Here is a 19,438-nt window from a genome sequence, read left to right on the forward strand (position 1 = left end):
TCGATAATGGATACCAACAAGATTTCGGTGTATTGCATGCCTGGATTAGCGGCTAGTTCGCTAATATTTGAGCGCATTGCCTTGCCAGAAACGCATTTTGAAGTCCATCTTTTAGATTGGGAATTACCCATTGGAGACGAATCATTGCCAGCCTATGCCGAACGAATGTCGAAAAAAATTACAGCACCTAATCCGGTTTTGATTGGGGTTTCTTTCGGAGGGATTTTGGTGCAAGAAATGGCGGCCTATTTGAATCCGCTGAAAGTCATAATTATTTCAAGTGTGAAATCGAATGTCGAATTTCCACGCCGAATGAAAATTGCCAAAACCACTAAAGCGTATAAATTAATTCCGACTTCCATTTTTTCGAACATAGAAAAGTTAAGTGCTTTTTCTTTTGGAAAATCCATAGGGCAACGATTGAAATTATACGAAAGGTATCTCTCTGTTCGCGATGTGCATTATCTAGACTGGGCTATTGAACGCGTTTTATTGTGGGATAGAACACGAGTGGATCCCAATGTGATTCATATTCACGGCGATGCCGATGAGGTGTTTCCTTTACAATATATTAAAAACTGTATTGTCGTAAAAGGAGGAACTCATGTACTGATTTTAAGTAAATACAAATGGCTTAACGATAACTTACCCTCGATTATTGAAGGTACTTTTTAGTTGGTTAATCATATAAAGACAAAATAAATGAATAAAAAAACTACAACCATTCGTAAATCGATTCTATTAATCGGAATTGTCCTCATCAGCGGACTGTTTATTTTTGCATCTAAATTAGAATTGCCTTCCAATTGGATAGCCCGATTTAATCCAAATTATTTTCCGGCTAAAATTGATTTTGCAGGCGAAGCAGTGCCGTTGCAAATCGCCGATGTGCAAGAGCGTTTGGATAGAGAATTGTTGGTCAATAAACATTTGAATGCGTCAACGCTTTTGATTTTGAAAAGAGCGCGTCGTGCTTTTGCGGTAATTGAACCTATCTTAAAGAAAAATGGTGTCCCTGACGATTTTAAATATGTAGCCGTAATTGAAAGTGGTTTGGTAAATGTAATTTCTCCGGCAGGAGCTAGAGGTGTTTGGCAATTTATGCCGGATACGGCTAAAGAAATTGGTTTGGAAGTGAATGAGAATATAGACGAACGTTACCATTTGGAAAAAGCAACAGAGGCAGCTTGCGCTTATTTTTTGAAAGCCAAAGAGAAATTTGGGAATTGGACTTTAGTAGCCGCTGCGTATAATGCGGGTGGAACTGGAATCAAAAAGCAATTGGATAGCCAGAAAGTATCTAGTTATTATGATTTGTTGTTGAATGACGAAACCTCTCGTTATGTTTTCCGAATTTTAGCCTTGAAACAAATCATGCAACATCCAGAACAATATGGTTTTCCTATTACAGAGGAAGAGCAATACAAAATTGTAGCTACGAAGAAAATTGCTATTGATAGTTCGGTAACTGATTTAGCTAACCTGGCGATGCAACAAGGAATTAATTATAAAATATTGAAAATTCACAATCCGTGGTTGCGCACCACTAAGATGGTGAATCCTACCAATAAAAAATACCAGTTGGAAATTCCACTGGAAGGATACTAAAAAAAAGAGGCGATGTACATCGCCTCTTTTTTTTGTCTTATATTTTTTTCATTTGCTCTTTCATCATGCTGATTTGATCTTTCAACATGTTTTGTTTGTCGAGTTTTTTGGCTTCATTCAAAAGTGAGGTGGCTTCTAATTTTCTTCTTCTCGACATGGCAATTCCGGCTAAGTTTAATTTGGCTACAGCCAAATCCATATCCATTGACAATCCTAACTCTATCGCTTTTTTGAAAAATTTCTCGGATTGGTTGATGTTGGTTTGTGACAACATAATACCGTGCAGGTAATTAAAGTATCCTTGTTGTTTTTGAACCAAAGCGCCTTCCGGATTTTTGATTTTATCCAACCAACTTTTAGCCCCTTCAAAATCTTGTTTTCTCAACTTTAAGAAAGCCAATAAGATGAATTCGTTTTTGAAATATAAAAAAACAGGAATAGCACTCACTAATAAAAGGAAGATTCCATTTCCGATGTTACTTTCAGTAAATTGCCAAATGCCAGTAGCGACGATAAGTCCGGCAAGAATAAGTTTGATATTTTTGTGAAACATAATAGTATTGAATTTATGGTTGCAAAGATAGTAAAAGGAATTAAAAATATTTTTATAAAACTACTTGCTAGAAAAAAAAGTCTTTGTATATTTGCACTCGGTTTTGGAATAACGGTTATTCAAAAACTAGAAGACATATAAATAAAGATTTTAAAGATACAAACCAATGAGCAAAAGAACGTTTCAACCATCGAAAAGAAAAAGAAGAAATAAACACGGATTTATGGACAGAATGGCTTCTGCTAATGGAAGAAAAGTTCTTGCAAGAAGAAGAGCTAAAGGAAGACATAAATTGACTGTTTCTAGCGAACCTAGACACAAAAAATAATGGTTATTCTATAATCAACATTAAGCCGTTACTATTTTTTAGTAACGGCTTTTTTTTGAAAATTTAAACTAACTATCTTTGATTTAGACTTTTAAACAGTATCTCAAATAAGTTTTTTATCTTTAAAAAGTTTACAACAACACACAAATTATACTACAATGCCAAAAGACACATCCATTAAATCCGTTTTGATAATAGGTTCAGGTCCTATTGTAATTGGTCAAGCTTGCGAATTTGATTATGCAGGATCGCAATCAGCACGTTCTATTCGTGAAGAAGGAATCGAAGTGATATTAATCAACTCGAATCCAGCTACCATTATGACTGACCCATCGATGGCCGATCATGTTTACTTAAAACCACTGACCACCAAGTCGATTATTGAAATTTTGAAAGCGCATCCTCAAATTGATGCGGTTTTGCCAACCATGGGTGGACAAACGGCTTTGAACTTGTGTTTGGAAGCTGAAGAAAAAGGTATTTGGGAAGACTTTGGAGTACGATTGATTGGTGTTGATGTGAACGCCATTAATATTACCGAAGACAGAGAGCAATTCAAACAGTTGCTTGAAAAAATTGGAATTCCAGCCGCACCTGCCAAAACAGCAACTTCATTCTTGCAAGGAAAAGAAATTGCTCAAGAATTTGGCTTTCCATTGGTAATTCGTCCTTCGTTTACCTTAGGAGGAACAGGAGCTGCTTTTGTGCATAGTAAAGAAGAATTTGACGAAAAGTTAACCTACGGTTTGGAAATGTCACCAATCCACGAGGTGTTGATTGACAAGGCTTTGTTGGGATGGAAAGAATATGAATTAGAATTATTGAGAGATAAAAATGATAATGTCGTGATTATCTGTTCGATCGAAAATATGGACCCAATGGGAATTCATACTGGAGATTCGATCACGGTAGCACCAGCAATGACCTTATCGGATACTACCTTCCAAAAAATGCGTGATATGGCGATTTTGATGATGCGAAGCATCGGAAATTTTGCTGGAGGTTGTAACGTACAATTTGCGGTTTCACCAGACGAAAAAGAAGATATTGTTGCGATTGAAATTAATCCACGTGTATCTCGTTCATCAGCATTAGCATCAAAAGCAACGGGGTATCCAATTGCTAAAATTGCTTCGAAATTAGCTTTGGGCTACAACCTTGACGAATTGCAAAACCAAATTACAAAATCAACTTCGGCTTTATTTGAGCCGACTTTGGATTATGTAATTGTGAAAATACCACGTTGGAACTTCGATAAATTTGAAGGTGCCGATAAGACTTTGGGTCTTCAAATGAAATCAGTAGGTGAGGTGATGGGAATTGGACGTTCTTTCCAAGAAGCTTTACACAAAGCCACACAATCATTGGAAATCAAAAGAAATGGTTTGGGCGCTGACGGAAAAGGATATACGAATTACGAACAAATCATCGATAAACTGACGCATGCAAGTTGGGATCGTGTTTTCGTAATTTATGACGCCATTGCGATGGGAATTCCTTTGAGTCGTATTCATGAGATCACAAAAATAGACATGTGGTTCTTAAAACAATACGAGCAATTATTCACTTTAGAAAAAGAAATTGCTACTTACAAAGTAGATTCTTTACCTAGAGAATTATTGTTAGAGGCCAAACAAAAAGGTTTCTCTGACAGACAAATTGCACACATGATGGGTTGTTTGGAAAGTCAAGTACATACCTTGCGTATGGACATGAAAATCAACCGAGTATTTAAATTAGTAGATACTTGTGCTGCCGAATTTAAAGCACAAACACCATACTATTATTCTACTTTTGAGGCCGAAATTGAAACGCCAAGCGGAGAACGTTATGTTCACAACGAAAGTGTAGTTACCGATAAAAAGAAAATTATTGTTTTAGGGTCAGGCCCAAATAGAATTGGACAAGGAATCGAATTTGATTATTCTTGTGTTCACGGGGTGTTGGCGGCCAAAGAATGTGGTTACGAAACCATCATGATCAACTGTAATCCAGAAACAGTTTCAACTGATTTTGATACGGCTGATAAATTGTATTTCGAACCTGTTTTCTGGGAGCATATTTATGATATTATCCAACACGAAAAACCAGAAGGTGTAATCGTGCAATTAGGAGGTCAAACGGCCTTGAAATTGGCAGAAAAATTATCGAAATATGGAGTAAAAATCTTAGGAACTAGTTTTGATGCTTTGGATTTAGCCGAAGACAGAGGACGTTTCTCTGATTTATTAACCGAGTTGAATATCCCTTTCCCAAAATTTGGAATTGCTGAAACTGCTGACGAGGCTTCTGCTCTTGCCGACACTTTGGATTTCCCATTGTTAATTCGTCCTTCTTATGTATTAGGAGGTCAGGGAATGAAAATTGTGATCAACAAGCAAGAATTAGAAGAACACGTAATCAATTTGTTGAAATCAATTCCAGGCAATAAATTGTTGTTAGATCATTATTTAGATGGTGCTATCGAAGCGGAAGCAGATGCTATTTGCGATGCAGATGGTAATGTATACATCATTGGAATCATGGAGCACATCGAACCTTGCGGAGTTCACTCTGGGGATAGTAATGCGACTTTGCCACCATTTAATTTAGGTGAATTTGTAATGCAACAAATCAAAGATCATACACATAAAATTGCCGTAGCTTTAAAAACTGTTGGTTTGATCAACATTCAGTTTGCTATCAAAAATGATATTGTATACATCATTGAGGCCAATCCAAGAGCGTCTAGAACAGTTCCATTCATTGCTAAGGCGTATGGCGAACCCTATGTAAATTATGCGACTAAAGTAATGTTAGGTGCAAATAAAGTAACCGACTTTAACTACAATCCTCAATTGAAAGGCTATGCGATTAAACAACCGGTTTTCTCTTTCAGTAAATTCCAAAATGTGAATAAAGCATTAGGACCAGAGATGAAATCGACAGGAGAAAGTATCTTGTTTATTGACGATTTGAAAGACGATCAATTTTATGAATTGTACTCTAGAAGAAAAATGTATTTGAGTAAATAATACTTGAATCTTAGAAATAAAAAAGCCTCTAATCAGAGGCTTTTTTTATGGAATTAAATCAAGGGAGAACGATTCTTTCTAAAAATATTATTCCGTACCTTATTAAATTAGCTTCTTATCTTTTTTTATTTTACTTTTGTTTAATTAAAATTAAAAAAGAATGAACAACGTTAAGAACGTATTCAGTATCAAAGACCTTGAAAATTTATCAGGTATTAAAGCACATACGATTCGTATTTGGGAAAAGAGATACAATATCTTGGAACCCATGCGCACGGATACCAACATTAGGTTGTATGATCTAGCCAGTTTGCAAAAGTTGCTCAACATCACTTTGCTTCACGATTACGGCTACAAAATATCTAAGATTGCCACCTATCCACCAGATACAATACCCACTTTAGTTCGTGAGATTGTGACCAATAAAACAGCCAAAAGTCACGCTTTGAGCGAATTTAAAATGGCCATGATGAATTTTGATCAAGAGTTGTTTTTTAACACATACAATTGGTTGATGGCTGAAAAATCGTTTCAGGAAATCTTTTACGAAGTGTTTTTGCCTTTAATGCAAGAATTAGGAATGTTGTGGCAAACAGATACCATTTCGCCAGCACACGAGCATTTCATTACCTTTTTGATCAAACAAAAATTATTGATTCAAACCGAACAACTTCAGGTATTAAAGCCAAGAAAAACCGATAAGGTTTTTGTTTTGTCTTTGCCAATGAATGAAATTCACGAATTGGGATTGATGTATTTGAATTATGAAATTCTTTCTAAAGGTTATAAAACGATTTATCTTGGCGAAAGCATGCCGATTGAAAATTTGAAAGATTTAAAGAAACATTTCGACTCCATTGTTTTTGTTTCGTACCTTACAGTACAACCCGATAAAGATTCAGTTAATGATTATGTCAGCAGAATGAAACAAGAACTAGAAGACGAGACTACCCAATTATGGTATATAGGACGAATGGTTGAACATATAGACCTTAGTACTCTGTCAAATAATATGCTGGTTTTCAATTCTATAGATTCTTTGGTAGGAGTTATTAAATAATAATTAGAAATAATAAGTAAATGAATCAAACCAAAATAATAACAATAATAGGTTCTGGATTTTCGTCTTTGGCGGCAGCAAGTTATTTAGCTCAAAGTGGTCATCAAGTAACGGTTTATGAAAAAAATGCTACCATTGGTGGTCGTGCCCGTCAATTAAAAAGTGATGGTTTTACTTTTGATATGGGGCCAAGCTGGTATTGGATGCCGGATGTATTTGATCGTTTTTTTGCTGATTTTGGAAAAAAAACGACAGATTATTATGAGTTGATTAAGTTGTCTCCAGCCTACAGAGTCTATTTTGGGATCAACGAATTCATTTCAATTGCTGATAATTTACCTGAAATTATTGCCACTTTTGAATCAGTTGAAAAGGGTAGTGGTGCTGTTTTGGAACAATTTATGGCCGAGGCGCGATCCAATTATGATATTGCAATTAAAGACCTAGTTTACCGTCCGGGAGTATCTCCTTTGGAATTGATCACTTTGGAAACGGCCAAAAAAGTAGGGCAGTTTTTCAGTAACATCAGTCGTGATGTTCGCAAGAAATTCAAGAATGAAAAGTTAATTCAAATCTTAGAATTCCCAGTTTTGTTTTTAGGGGCTAAACCTTCAGATACGCCTTCTTTTTATAGTTTCATGAATTATGCCGATTTCGGATTGGGTACTTGGCATCCAAAAACAGGTATGTTTGATGTAATTCGTGGCATGGAAAGTTTGGCTACCGAATTAGGAGTGAAATTTGTAACCAATGCGGCTATTGAAAAAATAATCGTTGACAATAAAACCGCCAAAGGAATCGTAGTCAACGGTCAAACCATCTATTCGGATGTGGTATTAAGTGGAGCCGATTACCATCATACAGAAACCTTATTGGAGGAACAACACCGCGCTTATTCTGAAAAATATTGGGATAGTCGAGTATTTGCGCCTTCTTCTTTGTTGTTCTATGTGGGTTTCAATAAAAAAATAGAAAACATTTCGCATCACGCTTTGTTCTTTGACACCGATTTTAATCAGCATGCTGTAGATATTTATGACAGTCCAAGATGGCCGGCAGAGCCTTTATTTTATGCTAATTTCCCTTCTTTAACAGATCCTTCGACTGCTCCTGAAGGAATGGAGTCAGCCTTTTTCTTGATCCCGTTAGCTCCAGGAATTGAAGATACTGAAGCATTGCGTGAAGAATATTTTTATAAAATCATGGATAGATTTGAGTCGGTGACCGGACAAGAAGTTAGAAAAAATATTATCTTTAGACGATCTTTTTGTAAAAATGATTTTGTCCAAGATTATAATTCCTATAAAGGGAATGCCTATGGAATGGCCAATACCTTATTACAAACTGCATTTTTAAGACCCAAATTAAAAAGTAAAAAAGTAGAAAATCTTTTTTTTACAGGTCAATTGACTGTTCCTGGACCAGGTGTGCCTCCCGCCTTAATTTCTGGAAAATTAGTGTCAGAATTAATTAATAAACAATTTTCAAAAGCATAACATGAAGCAGTTATTTGACGACGTATCTTTTAAATGCAGTAAGCTAGTAACCAAAAACTATAGTACTTCATTTTCATTAGCAGTCTACATGCTTTCACCAAGCATCAGAGAGGCTATTTATAGCGTATATGGATTTGTTCGTTTTGCGGATGAAATTGTGGATTCTTTTCATGGTTACGAAAAAGAAACCTTGATTCATGATTTTGAAACTGAATATTATAAAGCCTATCATTCTGGAATTAGCTTGAATCCTATTTTGAATTCGTTTCAAATTACGGTGAAACGCTATAACATCTCAGATGATTTGATTCAGGCTTTTTTGAAAAGTATGAAATTGGATTTGGTGAAAACCGAATACCACAGCAAAGAAGAGTACGAAGAATACATTTATGGTTCTGCTGATGTTGTTGGTCTAATGTGTTTGAAAGTGTTTGTGGATGGCGATATAGAGAAATACAATTTGTTGAAGGACGAAGCAATGCGATTGGGATCGGCTTTTCAAAAAGTCAACTTTTTACGTGATTTGAAAGACGATAACTTGGTTTTAAATCGTACCTATTTCCCAGGAGTTGATTTGAATTCGTTTGATGAAAATGCCAAACAAGCAATTATTAACGAGATAGAGGAAGATTTTAAAGTGGCTTTTCAAGGAATTACCAAATTACCAATGGAAGCCAAATTTGGAGTTTATACAGCTTATGTATACTACAAGAAATTGTTGAATAAATTAGAAAAAACTCCAAGTCATAAAATTGGCACTGCCCGAATCCGAGTTTCTAATTATACTAAAGCAGGACTACTTGCTCAATCTTTTGTTACGTACAAATTAAAATTAGTTTAAATATAATTACAATGAATGAAATCCAGTTTTTTCTGATTTTCTTAGTTACTTTTTTGATTATGGAATGTGTAACTTGGTGCACCCACAAGTTTGTGATGCACGGTTTTATGTGGTATTTTCACGCTGACCATCACCAACCTAAATATGCGGGCATCTTTGAACGCAATGATGTGTTCTTTGTCATTTTTGCTATTCCAAGCATTACACTTTTCTATTTTGGTGTTGAGGGCGGATTGAATTATAAATTCTTCATCGGCTTAGGAATTATGTTTTACGGCATGTGTTACTTTTTGATACACGATGTATTAATTCACCAACGATTCAAATGGTTTAAAAATACCAATAATAAGTATTTAATTGGCTTGCGTAAAGCGCACAAAGTACACCACAAGCATTTAGGAAAAGAACACGGAGAATGTTTTGGGATGTTATTTGTTCCATTCAAATACTATAAAATATAATGAAAGTATATTCATTAAAGACCGAACAGTTTGTCAATGCTAATATTGAAGAATGCTGGTCTTTCTTTTCAAATCCAAAGAATTTACAAAAAATCACACCGAGCGATATGGGATTCGAAATCACTGATTTTGATGAAAAAAACATGTATGCGGGACAAATTATTCAATACAAAGTTTCCCCTCTTTTTGGAATCAAATTAGGTTGGATGACTGTAATTACGGTTGTTAAAGACCAAAGCTATTTTGTAGACGAACAACGTTTTGGACCTTATACTCTTTGGCATCACAAACACTTTTTTGAAGTAAAAGACAATGGTGTTCTTATGACTGATTTGATACATTATGCGTTGCCTTTGGGCTTCATAGGTCGTATTATGAATAGTTTGGTGGTTAAAAATAAATTGAAAACCATTTTTGAATATCGAAAAGTAAAGGTGGACGAATTATTTAACGCTTAAAAATGGCAAAAGAAGCAGTTTCTTTTTTCTGGTTTCGACGCGATTTACGTTTGGAAGATAATCTTGGTTTGTTTCAAGCATTGCAATCTCAACATCCAGTAATTCCTCTTTTTATTTTTGATGAAACTATTTTGGAACCTTTACCAAACAACGATCCAAGAGTGGGATTTATTCATGAATCTTTGGCAGCTATCAATACTAAACTCCTTGAATTTGGCACTTCACTTTTGGTAAAAAAAGGAAAACCATCAGAAGTTTGGGAGTCATTACTAAACGATTATAATATTCAAGAAGTATATTGGAATAAAGATTACGAACCCAATGCCATTCAGCGAGATCTTGTTGTTGACAATTTATTGGTATCTAAAGGAGTTACCGTTTTAGCGTTTAAAGACCAAGTGATCTTTGAAGAAGCCGAGATTGTAAAAGCCGATGGTTTACCTTATACCGTCTATACTCCTTTTAAAAATAAATGGTTGGAAAAATACAATTCAATTGCTCCGGTTCAAGAATGGGACGCAACTCCTTATTTTTCTAATTTTTTCAAATCTACGTTTGAGTTTCCAAGTTTGGGACAAATTGGTTTTATACTAAGTTCAATTAAAGTAAAGCCACATAATCTAAAATTAGTCGCTAATTACCACGAAACGCGTGACTTCCCGGCATTGGACAGCACGTCGTATTTGTCTCCGCATTTGCGTTTTGGTACGGTTAGTATTCGCAAATTAGTGAATTGGGCCGTTCGGAAAAATCCAGTTTTCTTGAGCGAATTAATTTGGAGAGAGTTTTTTATGCAAATTTTGTTTCACTTTCCAAAAGTGAAAAATAGGAATTTCAAGTCGGCATACGATGGTATCGAATGGCGCAATGACGAAGCCGATTTTAAACGTTGGTGCGAAGGAAAAACAGGGTATCCAATGGTAGATGCAGGAATGCGTCAATTGAATGAAACGGGCTATATGCACAACAGAGTTCGTATGGTGGTTGCTAGTTTTTTATGCAAACATTTACTTATTGAATGGCAATGGGGCGAAGCCTATTTTGCTGAAAAATTATTGGATTACGAAATGGCGGCTAATGTTGGCAATTGGCAATGGGCTGCTGGTACAGGTTGTGATGCGGCACCTTATTTTAGAGTTTTCAATCCGGAGATTCAACAGAAAAAATTTGACGAAAAAGGAATTTATATCCGTCAATGGATAGCTGAATTTGACTTAGGATACGGCCAACCAATGGTCGAGCATGCAATGGCTAGAGATCGTGCAATTGCTACTTACAAAGCAGGTATTGTAAAATAACTTCATAAAAAAAACTCCCGATAACTTCAAGAAGTTTTTCGGGAGTTTCCAACCTAACCCTAACCTAAAAACAATTAATTATTAGCTCAATTTATTTGAAATTAAACTAATAAACTCTTTACGCGTTTTGTCTTTTTCAAAAGCGCCCGTAAACGACGAAGTTGTCGTAACTGAATTTTGTTTTTGAATCCCACGCATTTGCATGCACATATGTTGGGCTTCTATTACAACTGCTACACCTAAAGGTTCTAGAGCAGCTTGGATACAATCTTTAATTTGGTCTGTCAAACGTTCTTGCACTTGCATTCTACGTGCAAAAGCATCAACTATTCTTGGGATTTTACTTAATCCAACAATTTTTCCATTCGGAATATAAGCTACATGCGCTTTGCCAAAAAACGGCAACATATGATGCTCACACATCGAATATACTTCTATGTCTTTTACTACAATCATTTGTTGATGATCTTCTGTAAATAATGCAGATTTTAATATTTGTAACGGATCTAATCCGTAACCGTGTGTAAGATACTGCATGGCTTTAGCCACTCTTTCTGGCGTTTTTTCTAATCCTTCACGGGTAACATCTTCGCCTAAATTTTCAATGATGGTTTTGTAATTATTAGATAATATATCTGTTGCTTTGGTATTATATTGTTCAATCTTTTCGTAGTTTTTCATTTAGTATTTTTCAGGTGTATGTATTAAATTTTAAAGCTGACAATTCCATAATCCATTTCAAATATTTGTCCGGATATCGATTTTGCTTTTTCAGAAATCAAAAAGTCAGCCATGTTTGCTACTTCTTCGGGTTGTAAATAACCTTTCATTGGATGGCGTTCGATCATGTTTTCTTTCATACGATCGTTTCTCAATATTCCCGCAGCTAAACTTGTATCTGTAATGGTTGGTGCAATGGCGTTGATGCGAATGCTCGAGGCTAATTCAGCTCCAAGTGATTTTACCAAACCTTCTACACCAGCTTTGGCAGTTGCAATACTGGCATGAAATGGCATTCCTAATTTAGCCGCAACCGTACTAAACAAAAGGATAGAAGGTTGGTTGCCTTTTTTCAAAACAGGCAAGTATTTCTGAATTACTTTTACCGCTCCAATTACATTGATTTCAAAATCATTTCTAAAATCATCAATACTCAAACTTCCAATTGGTTTTAAAGTAATGGAACCTGGACAATATATCAAAGTATCTAAACTTTCAATTTCAGGAAGTGTATCTTGCAATACGTCTAACGAATAATGCGTAAGACTTGGATGTGTAATTTCTGGTGCGTTACGGCTAATAGTAATTACGGTGTTATTTTCTAACTGTTGTTGCAAAATGGCATTGCCAATTCCTTTGCTACCTCCAATGATGAGTATTTTTTTCATTTTATATAGTTTAGCGTTTCGCTATTTTGTTATTATTGATTTGTCTTTGGCGACTACACTTAAAACGCCCTTCTCTAAAATCACGTAATTTTTCGTGCTTTGTTTTTCTTCCTTGCACTCTAGCACGCCACATTCTAAAACTAGAAGGTTTCATTTCGGCACGCATGAGGTCAATCACTTCTTGTTCTTTTAACCCAAATTGCAGCAAAATAGCATCAAAGGTGGTTCGGTCTTCCCAAGCCATTTCGATAATGCGGTCTTTTTCGATATCGGTTAATTCTTTCTTCATTAGTTGTATTTCTGATAATTATGAACTTTTATCTCCGCTTTTAAATCAAACAATAAATTGTATAAACCAAAGAAAGTTCTGTTCATATAAATAAAATGTTTGGAACCACGGTTTCCATTCATCTTTCTTAGATTCGTATCGTTAGCAAAACGTTCTCCTAGTTGGGCAATTTTTTCAAAAAACAGTTCGTCAGAAAAATCAAATGTTTCTGATTGAAATGGTTGCGTAAACAAGGTCAACAAGTCGTAGAACATCGAAGTAAAATAGGTTACTTCTTCTGGGCTGTCATCTGTTCTCAGAATTTCAAGTTCAAATAATTTATCACTAAACAATACTTTATTATCAATGATTTCTTTTTTAACTAATTCGAAATAAGGAATGTAAAAGTCATTCGGAATGGCTTTCATACATCCAAAATCCAAAGCCACTAATTGGTTTTTTTCGTTGACCAAAAAATTTCCAGGATGCGGATCGGCATGCACTTTACGCAACACATGAATTTGGTACATGTAAAAATCCCATAGGGCTTGACCCAATTGATTCCCAATTTCCGAGTTGGTATTGTCTTTAGTAAATTCAGATAAATGTTTCCCAGTCATCCAATCCATAGTAATGATTCTTTCCGAAGAATATTCTGGATAGTAATTAGGAAAAACCAAATGATCGATTTTAGAACAAGTGGCCACTACTTCTTGACTTTGTTTTAGTTCTAACAAATAGTTGGTTTCTTCAATTAATTTGTCTTCTACTTCTTTGAAGTATTTATCCGAATCTTTGCCTTGTAAATTAAACATTCGAATGGCAATTGGTTTTACTAAAGCCAAGTCTGAAGAAATGCTATTCGCTACACCAGGATACTGAATTTTAACGGCTAATTTTTTATTGTTTTTTACTGCCAAATGAACCTGTCCAATACTCGCAGCGTTCACTGAATTGGGATTGAATTCGTCAAAAATTTCGTAGGGTGTTTTTCCCAAATTTGATTTGAATGTTTTCAAAACCAAAGGTGCTGATAATGGCGGCACCGAAAATTGAGACAATGAAAATTTTTCTACATACGCTTGAGGTAAAAAGCTTTTGTCCATACTCAACATTTGAGCTACCTTCAAAGCACTTCCTTTTAAACTTTTTAAACCATCGTAAATATCTTCGGCATTGTCTTCATTCAATTTGTCGCGATTTAGTGTCGGGTTGACTACTTTTTCGCCATAGTATTTTAAATAATTGACTCCTACTTTCGCCCCCGTTTGTACTAATTTGCTAGCACGTTCAATTTTAGAAGTAGGAATATAATCGATTGTTTTCATTTAGTTGTGTTGTATTTTTTCTTTGAATAGGAATTTTCCAAAATCAATTAGGCTTTCTAATGGAGCGGTATTCATTAATTCAAAAGATGCTTTTACCGATTTTTCAATAAAAAGATCTGTTTTTTCAAAAGATGCAGAGCTGTCGTCTAACCAGAATTTCAGAGTCATCATCAGCTGAAACCAAGCTGATTCTTGTAACGCTTTTTCTTGAATCTCTTGAAACTTTTCTTGTTTCAAACGGTATTCGTCAGAAATGATTCCGCTAACAAAATCTTTAAATCCATTTCGTAAACTAGATAATTGCATCAAACCTTGTAATGGATTTTTGTTTCCTTTCAAACTCAACACCACATAGCTACGGTTAGCCGATAATAATTCAAAAAAAGTAAAGTAGAAACTTAGCATTTTACTTTTCATGTCATAGTATTCATAGTCTTTGTCCTTACCTAAAAGTTCTATGGTTTTAGCTAAAAAAGTGCTAAAAATTTCTTTTTCAACTCCTTCAAGCCCTCCAAAGAAATTGTAAAATTCCGTTTCTGATAGTCCATTAGCTTTCGCAAAATGATATACAGACTTAGGTTTTTCATTGTTTTCCAGGGTGTCTTGCATGAACATTGATACTATCTTGTCTTTTGTCAAAGTTGATTTTTTAGTAGCCATTTTCAAATCGTTTTCAAATTAGAGCATAAAGATATGAAATGTTTAACAAAATATAAAAAAAGTTAAACAAAATATTTGTTTATATTTGTAATGAATTCGAACTATAATACTAAGTCGGTTATGAAAAAAAATGTTCTTTTGACGGGAGGTACCGGATTTATTGGGAAAATATTGACCGAATTATTAATTGCTAACGGTTTTTCTGTTTCGATTTTGAGTCGTTCAGTAAAACAAAATCATACCGACATTTCGTACTTTCAATGGGATGTTGACTCAGGGACCATCGATGAGGAAGCTATTTTGAAAGCCGATTATGTCATTCATTTAGCGGGAGAAAATATTGGCGCAAAGCGATGGACAGCAAGTAGGAAAAAAGCCGTATTGGATAGTAGAGTAAAATCTATAAAGTTATTGTATACCTGTTTGAAATTGAATAATAAAAAATTAGATGGTTTCATTTCAGCATCTGGTGTTGGTATTTATGGCGCAATTACTGATGAGCAACTTTGTGATGAAACTACGTCTCCTGCCCATGATTTTTTAGGAACGGTCTGTCAAGAATGGGAATCGGCTACTATTCCTATTCATGATTTAGGTATCAGAACAGTTCAAATTCGTACAGGATTGGTTTTAGGTAAAGAGGATGGCGTATTAAAACAACTGGCTCCTTTGTTCCGATACAAATTAGGGAGCGTTATCGGTACTGGAAAACAGTACATGCCTTGGATTCACATAGATGATTTGTGTCAGATTTATTTGAAAGCCATTTTAGATTCAACAATGCAAGGGCCATTCAATGCTGCGGTAAATGATAAAACAACGAACACCATTTTCTCTGAATCTTTAGCTAAAGTATTTGGCTATTCGATTTGGTTGCCAAAAGTTCCTGCTTTTGTATTGCAATTAGTTTTAGGCGAAATGGCACAATTGGTTTTGAAAGGGAGGAGAGTTTCCTCTGATAAAATTGAAAAAACGGGATTCCAATTTCAATATACAGATTTAGAAAAAGCGTTACGCAATTGTTTGTAAGGCTAATGGGATTCTAAAATACAATCCAATTGAGTTTGGACTTTTTTAGAAACTTTTGCAATTATCATACTCGGAATTTTTATTTCAAAATCATCGGTATCAAGGATAAAGTTAGCTTGCAATTGTAGTTGATTTTTTGATTTCTTGAAAATCCCATTGATACTTAATGGTTTTGAAACCCCATGAATCTTTATCGTTCCGTTTATTTTTAAAATAGTCCCTTCGTTTGAAATTTTATCAATATCTAAATTAGGTATACTTCCTTTAAATAGCGCTCTTGGATATTTGTCACTTTCCAAATAAATTTCATTGAAATGGGTCTTCATTAAATCCAGCTTAAAATTAAAATCCTTGATTTTTACTATACAACTAATCGTTTTGTTTTTAGTGTTTATGGTACATTCAACGAAATTATTTTCTGCGATGATTTCTTCAAATAAAGGAACTGAAGCCTCGAAATGAATGGTGCCGGATTGCGTTGTCCATCTTTGTTGCGAAAATGCAGTAAAACTTAATGATAAAAATAATAAGCTGAAGAAAAGTTTCATAATCAATTTTGTTCTTAAACTAAAGATAGCAAATGATACTGATTAAACAAAGCGTTTTGTTTTATTTCAACTCAATAGAAACATTGTACTTTTTAAGACTCTCAATTGTTTCAATAGAACTGTAATCAAAAATTTCTTCGTGCAAATCCCTTTCTTTTTTCAAAGCAATTTGTTTAAGGCAATTGCAAAAACGGCGTACTTCTTTTAGATTAGAAATAATCAATCCAGGAACAGGGACGCTGTTTCCTTCTTTATCTTTGGCTACCATCGTAAAATAAGAAGAGTTACAGTGTTTTATAACTCCTGTTTGAATGTTTTCGGCTTCTACTCGTATGCCAATAATCATTGAACTTTTTCCCACATAATTAACGCTAGCTTTCATGGTTACGAGTTCGCCGACTTCAATGGGTTTTAAAAAATTGACAGTGTCAACTGAAGCAGTAACACAATAATTTCCTGAAAATTTAGCTGCGCACGCAAAGGCGATTTGATCTAGTAGAGACAATATATAACCTCCATGAATTTTACCACTAAAATTAGTATGAGAAGGAAGCATTAGCTCTGAAATGCTGATATAGGAAGAGGCTACGGTTTTAAAGTTGTTATTCATTATTCAGATTGATTTTCGTCTATTTCGGCACGATTAATAATGTTGTCTGGCAGCGCTTTTTTGGCTTTGGCCCCCATTTTTTTCAAACGTTCAACGCTACTAATTAAGTTGCCTTTTCCTTCTACTAATTTATTCATAGCGCCGGCATATTCCACCTTACTTTCGTCAATTTTCTTCCCGATTTTAATTAAGTCGGCAACAAAACCTTCAAATTTATCGTATAATGCTCCCGCTTGACGCGCAATTTCTAAGGCATTTTCTTGTTGTTTTTGATTGGTCCACATACTGTCAATGGTTCGCAAAGTAGCCAATAAAGTAGCTGGAGTCACGATGACAATGTTTTTTTCAAATGCCTTATTATATAAGGAGGTATCTTCATTTAAAGCCATCGCAAAAGCAGGTTCAATAGGAATAAAGAGCAACACAAAATCAGGACTTTCAATTTGGTACAAATCCTGGTAATTTTTGTTACCCAATTGTTCAACATGGCGTTTGATAGAATTGACGTGTTCTTTTAAGAAGTTGGATTTCAACTCATCGTCTTCTTCATTGATGTATTTCTCGTATGCCGTTAATGACACTTTGGAATCGACAATCATTTTTTTGCCATCAGGCAAATTAATAACAACATCCGGGAAAACGCGATTGCCTTCGTCAGTAGTAAAGGCTTGTTGTACTTCGTATTCACGACCTTTTTCTAAACCTGATTTTTCTAAAACGCGTTCCAGAACTAATTCGCCCCAATTGCCTTGCATTTTACTGTCGCCTTTTAATGCTTTGGTCAAATTGATGGTCTCTTTGCTCATCTGAATATTCATTTCGCGTAAGCCTAAGATTTGTTGGCGCAAAGCCGCGTGGTAATCAATACTCTCTTTGTGAGTGTCTTCTACTTTTTTCTCGAATAATTGAATTTTATCTTGTAATGGCGTCAAGATATTTTGCATATTTTCTTTGTTCTGCTCAGTGAATTTATTCGATTTTTCGTCTAGTATTTTGTTTGCTAAATTTTCGAATTCTTTGGTAAATTTTTCCTGAAGCTGTTCTACTTCTTGTTTTTGTTCTTTATTGCGTTCCCAAAGATTCTCAAAATCAACTTCTTTTTTAGATAATTGAATAGCTAAGCTGTCTTTTTCGTTTCGAATGACTTCTTTTTCCAAACGTTCTTTTTCTAGCGCTTCTTTGAAATTTTGAATTTGGGCTTGACCCGCTAGTACCTTTTCTTCTAAACTGATTTTTTCAGCTTGTGTTTTAGCCGAAAATAGGAGTTTTCCAATATAGATACCAATAGCCAAAGCTACAATAAAGGCCAACAAAAAAGGAAGAATAGCAGTCATAGAAAGGATAAATTTAGAAAGTAGTAAAAGTAGGTAATTCTCTGAATTTGGTGCTTCAAAATAATTATTTTTTCTTCAATAATAATGTACTTTTGCCACAAATTACCACCACATGTCTCACCAGCATTTTATCATACATAAACCTTATGGCTATTTGAGTCAGTTTGTGTATGAATTAAAAAGAAAGAAACGGCTTTTAGGAGAATTGTATCCTTTTCCAGAAGGAACTATGGCTATTGGGCGTTTGGATGAAGATTCAGAAGGTTTGTTACTTTTGACTACTGATGGTAGGATGAGTGAACTCGTTCGTAGTAAAAAAGTAGAGAAAGAATATTATGTTCAGGTGGATGGGGTTATTCATCAAGAAGCAGTGGAGCAGTTGCAAAAAGGAGTCGAAATTGGATTTAATGGTAGAAAATACATCACGAAACCTTGCAAAGCATTCCTGATTCATCAAGTCCCTGCTTTTGGAGCTAGAGGAAAAAAGATTCGAGACGAACGTCACGGTCCTACTTCTTGGCTTTCCATCACGATTAATGAAGGCAAGTTCAGACAAGTCCGTAAAATGACGGCATATGTAGGTTTTCCTACTTTGCGTTTGGTTCGTGTTCGCGTTGGTAATATTCATTTGAATGATTTACAAGCTGGTGAAGTAATTGAAATGAATGATTTTCAAATCGAAAATAAATAAAAGTATGTTAAACATCGTATTGGTTGAACCTGAAATTCCGAATAACACAGGTAATATTGGTCGGCTTTGTGTAGGGACAGAAAGTAAATTGCACTTGATTCATCCTTTTGGATTTGTAATCAACGACAAGAATTTAAAACGTTCGGGATTGGATTATTGGGTACATTTGGATGTGACTGAATATCAGAATGTAGACGAATGGCTGAATGAAATTCCAGACCGTTCCCGTGTCTTTTTAATGAGTTCTCATGCGTCAAAATCGTATTTGGAAACCGAATTTCAAGACGGTGATTGGTTGGTATTTGGCAAAGAGAGTGTAGGTTTAAGCGCTGCGGTCTTAGCCTTGTTTGAAAATCATTTGACTATTCCGATGTCGCCATTAATTCGCAGTTTTAATATTGCCAATTCGGTTGCTTTTGTGGTGGGAGAAGCCAAAAGACAAATCGGCTTGAAACGTTAAATCTG

General features: G+C 35.0%; 22 protein-coding genes. 13 read left to right on the forward strand and 9 right to left on the reverse strand.

What is annotated here, in order from left to right:
* Positions 1 to 6 precede the first annotated feature (6 nt).
* Together LPC21_RS05850 and LPC21_RS05855 are read left to right on the forward strand one after the other, a co-directional pair.
* The gene (locus tag LPC21_RS05850) at positions 7 to 675 is read left to right on the forward strand and encodes an alpha/beta fold hydrolase (RefSeq protein WP_229316238.1); all 669 of its coding nucleotides are present in this window, start codon (positions 7 to 9) and stop codon (positions 673 to 675) included.
* Positions 676 to 702: 27 nt separating this feature from the next.
* Positions 703 to 1,608 carry a lytic transglycosylase domain-containing protein gene (locus tag LPC21_RS05855; protein ID WP_229316239.1) on the forward strand — a complete coding sequence of 302 codons (906 nt, stop codon included), beginning with the start codon at positions 703 to 705 and terminating at the stop codon, positions 1,606 to 1,608.
* Positions 1,609 to 1,645: 37 nt separating this feature from the next.
* On the opposite strand, the gene LPC21_RS05860 is transcribed toward LPC21_RS05855, so the two are convergent.
* Complete coding sequence (locus tag LPC21_RS05860) at positions 1,646 to 2,161, reverse strand: DUF2892 domain-containing protein (protein WP_229316240.1); 516 nt, start codon at positions 2,159 to 2,161, stop codon at positions 1,646 to 1,648.
* Between the two features lie 166 nt (positions 2,162 to 2,327).
* Between LPC21_RS05860 and rpmH the strand changes: the two genes are divergently transcribed.
* From rpmH to LPC21_RS05900, 8 genes are all read left to right on the forward strand, one after another.
* Complete coding sequence (gene rpmH / locus LPC21_RS05865) at positions 2,328 to 2,489, forward strand: 50S ribosomal protein L34 (RefSeq protein ID WP_008464848.1); 162 nt, start codon at positions 2,328 to 2,330, stop codon at positions 2,487 to 2,489.
* 158 nt (positions 2,490 to 2,647) lie between these two features.
* Entirely contained in the window at positions 2,648 to 5,503 is a 2,856-nt protein-coding gene (gene carB, locus LPC21_RS05870) for a carbamoyl-phosphate synthase large subunit (protein WP_229316241.1), read from the forward strand.
* A 160-nt stretch (positions 5,504 to 5,663) separates the two neighbouring features.
* On the forward strand, positions 5,664 to 6,563 hold the full coding sequence (locus LPC21_RS05875) for a MerR family transcriptional regulator (protein WP_229316242.1): 900 nt from the start codon (positions 5,664 to 5,666) through the stop codon (positions 6,561 to 6,563).
* A gap of 20 nt (positions 6,564 to 6,583) precedes the next feature.
* Positions 6,584 to 8,059, forward strand: a complete 1,476-nt coding sequence (locus LPC21_RS05880) for a phytoene desaturase family protein (RefSeq protein ID WP_229316243.1) — start codon at positions 6,584 to 6,586, stop codon at positions 8,057 to 8,059.
* A gap of 1 nt (position 8,060) precedes the next feature.
* Positions 8,061 to 8,900: a phytoene/squalene synthase family protein gene (locus LPC21_RS05885; RefSeq protein WP_229316244.1), complete on the forward strand. Its 840-nt coding sequence runs from the start codon at positions 8,061 to 8,063 to the stop codon at positions 8,898 to 8,900.
* 11 nt (positions 8,901 to 8,911) lie between these two features.
* Positions 8,912 to 9,361: a sterol desaturase family protein gene (locus LPC21_RS05890; RefSeq protein WP_229316245.1), complete on the forward strand. Its 450-nt coding sequence runs from the start codon at positions 8,912 to 8,914 to the stop codon at positions 9,359 to 9,361.
* A complete protein-coding gene (locus LPC21_RS05895; RefSeq protein WP_229316246.1) occupies positions 9,361 to 9,819 on the forward strand; it encodes an SRPBCC family protein in 459 nt (152 codons plus the stop codon). The genes LPC21_RS05890 and LPC21_RS05895 overlap by 1 nt, the downstream gene beginning before the upstream one ends.
* Positions 9,820 to 9,821: 2 nt before the next feature.
* On the forward strand, positions 9,822 to 11,117 hold the full coding sequence (locus LPC21_RS05900; RefSeq protein ID WP_229316247.1) for a cryptochrome/photolyase family protein: 1,296 nt from the start codon (positions 9,822 to 9,824) through the stop codon (positions 11,115 to 11,117).
* A gap of 81 nt (positions 11,118 to 11,198) precedes the next feature.
* On the opposite strand, the gene folE is transcribed toward LPC21_RS05900, so the two are convergent.
* The 5 genes from folE to LPC21_RS05925 are packed head-to-tail and all read right to left on the reverse strand — an operon-like array spanning position 11,199 to position 14,761.
* Complete coding sequence (gene folE / locus LPC21_RS05905; RefSeq protein ID WP_229316248.1) at positions 11,199 to 11,798, reverse strand: GTP cyclohydrolase I FolE; 600 nt, start codon at positions 11,796 to 11,798, stop codon at positions 11,199 to 11,201.
* Positions 11,799 to 11,821: 23 nt separating this feature from the next.
* Positions 11,822 to 12,505 carry an SDR family NAD(P)-dependent oxidoreductase gene (locus tag LPC21_RS05910; protein ID WP_229316249.1) on the reverse strand — a complete coding sequence of 228 codons (684 nt, stop codon included), beginning with the start codon at positions 12,503 to 12,505 and terminating at the stop codon, positions 11,822 to 11,824.
* A 10-nt stretch (positions 12,506 to 12,515) separates the two neighbouring features.
* Positions 12,516 to 12,794, reverse strand: a complete 279-nt coding sequence (locus tag LPC21_RS05915) for a TIGR03643 family protein (protein WP_229316250.1) — start codon at positions 12,792 to 12,794, stop codon at positions 12,516 to 12,518.
* The gene (locus LPC21_RS05920) at positions 12,794 to 14,101 is read right to left on the reverse strand and encodes an ABC1 kinase family protein (protein ID WP_229316251.1); all 1,308 of its coding nucleotides are present in this window, start codon (positions 14,099 to 14,101) and stop codon (positions 12,794 to 12,796) included. The genes LPC21_RS05915 and LPC21_RS05920 overlap by 1 nt, the downstream gene beginning before the upstream one ends.
* Positions 14,102 to 14,761, reverse strand: a complete 660-nt coding sequence (locus LPC21_RS05925; protein ID WP_229316252.1) for a TetR family transcriptional regulator C-terminal domain-containing protein — start codon at positions 14,759 to 14,761, stop codon at positions 14,102 to 14,104.
* A gap of 120 nt (positions 14,762 to 14,881) precedes the next feature.
* Between LPC21_RS05925 and LPC21_RS05930 the strand changes: the two genes are divergently transcribed.
* The gene (locus LPC21_RS05930) at positions 14,882 to 15,790 is read left to right on the forward strand and encodes a TIGR01777 family oxidoreductase (RefSeq protein ID WP_229316253.1); all 909 of its coding nucleotides are present in this window, start codon (positions 14,882 to 14,884) and stop codon (positions 15,788 to 15,790) included.
* 2 nt (positions 15,791 to 15,792) lie between these two features.
* Here the strand turns inward: LPC21_RS05930 and LPC21_RS05935 are convergent, their stop codons facing one another.
* The 3 genes from LPC21_RS05935 to LPC21_RS05945 all read right to left on the reverse strand — a co-directional run bounded on the left by LPC21_RS05935 (position 15,793) and on the right by LPC21_RS05945 (position 18,282).
* Positions 15,793 to 16,338, reverse strand: a complete 546-nt coding sequence (locus tag LPC21_RS05935) for a YceI family protein (RefSeq protein WP_229316254.1) — start codon at positions 16,336 to 16,338, stop codon at positions 15,793 to 15,795.
* A 61-nt stretch (positions 16,339 to 16,399) separates the two neighbouring features.
* Positions 16,400 to 16,948: an acyl-CoA thioesterase gene (locus tag LPC21_RS05940; protein ID WP_229316255.1), complete on the reverse strand. Its 549-nt coding sequence runs from the start codon at positions 16,946 to 16,948 to the stop codon at positions 16,400 to 16,402.
* Positions 16,948 to 18,282, reverse strand: coding sequence for a DNA recombination protein RmuC (locus LPC21_RS05945; protein WP_229316256.1), 1,335 nt, complete (start codon positions 18,280 to 18,282; stop codon positions 16,948 to 16,950). Before LPC21_RS05945 ends, LPC21_RS05940 begins: the two co-directional genes overlap by 1 nt.
* Positions 18,283 to 18,394: 112 nt before the next feature.
* Here LPC21_RS05945 and LPC21_RS05950 point away from each other — a divergent pair, with 112 nt between their 5' ends.
* Positions 18,395 to 18,973 (forward strand): pseudouridine synthase, encoded by a 579-nt coding sequence (locus tag LPC21_RS05950; protein WP_229316257.1) that lies wholly within the window; start codon positions 18,395 to 18,397, stop codon positions 18,971 to 18,973.
* A gap of 4 nt (positions 18,974 to 18,977) precedes the next feature.
* A complete protein-coding gene (locus LPC21_RS05955; RefSeq protein ID WP_229316258.1) occupies positions 18,978 to 19,433 on the forward strand; it encodes a tRNA (cytidine(34)-2'-O)-methyltransferase in 456 nt (151 codons plus the stop codon).
* The last annotated feature ends 5 nt before the right edge of the window (positions 19,434 to 19,438 follow it).

The organism is Flavobacterium ammoniigenes, assembly GCF_020886055.1.
Lineage (GTDB): Bacteria > Bacteroidota > Bacteroidia > Flavobacteriales > Flavobacteriaceae > Flavobacterium > Flavobacterium ammoniigenes.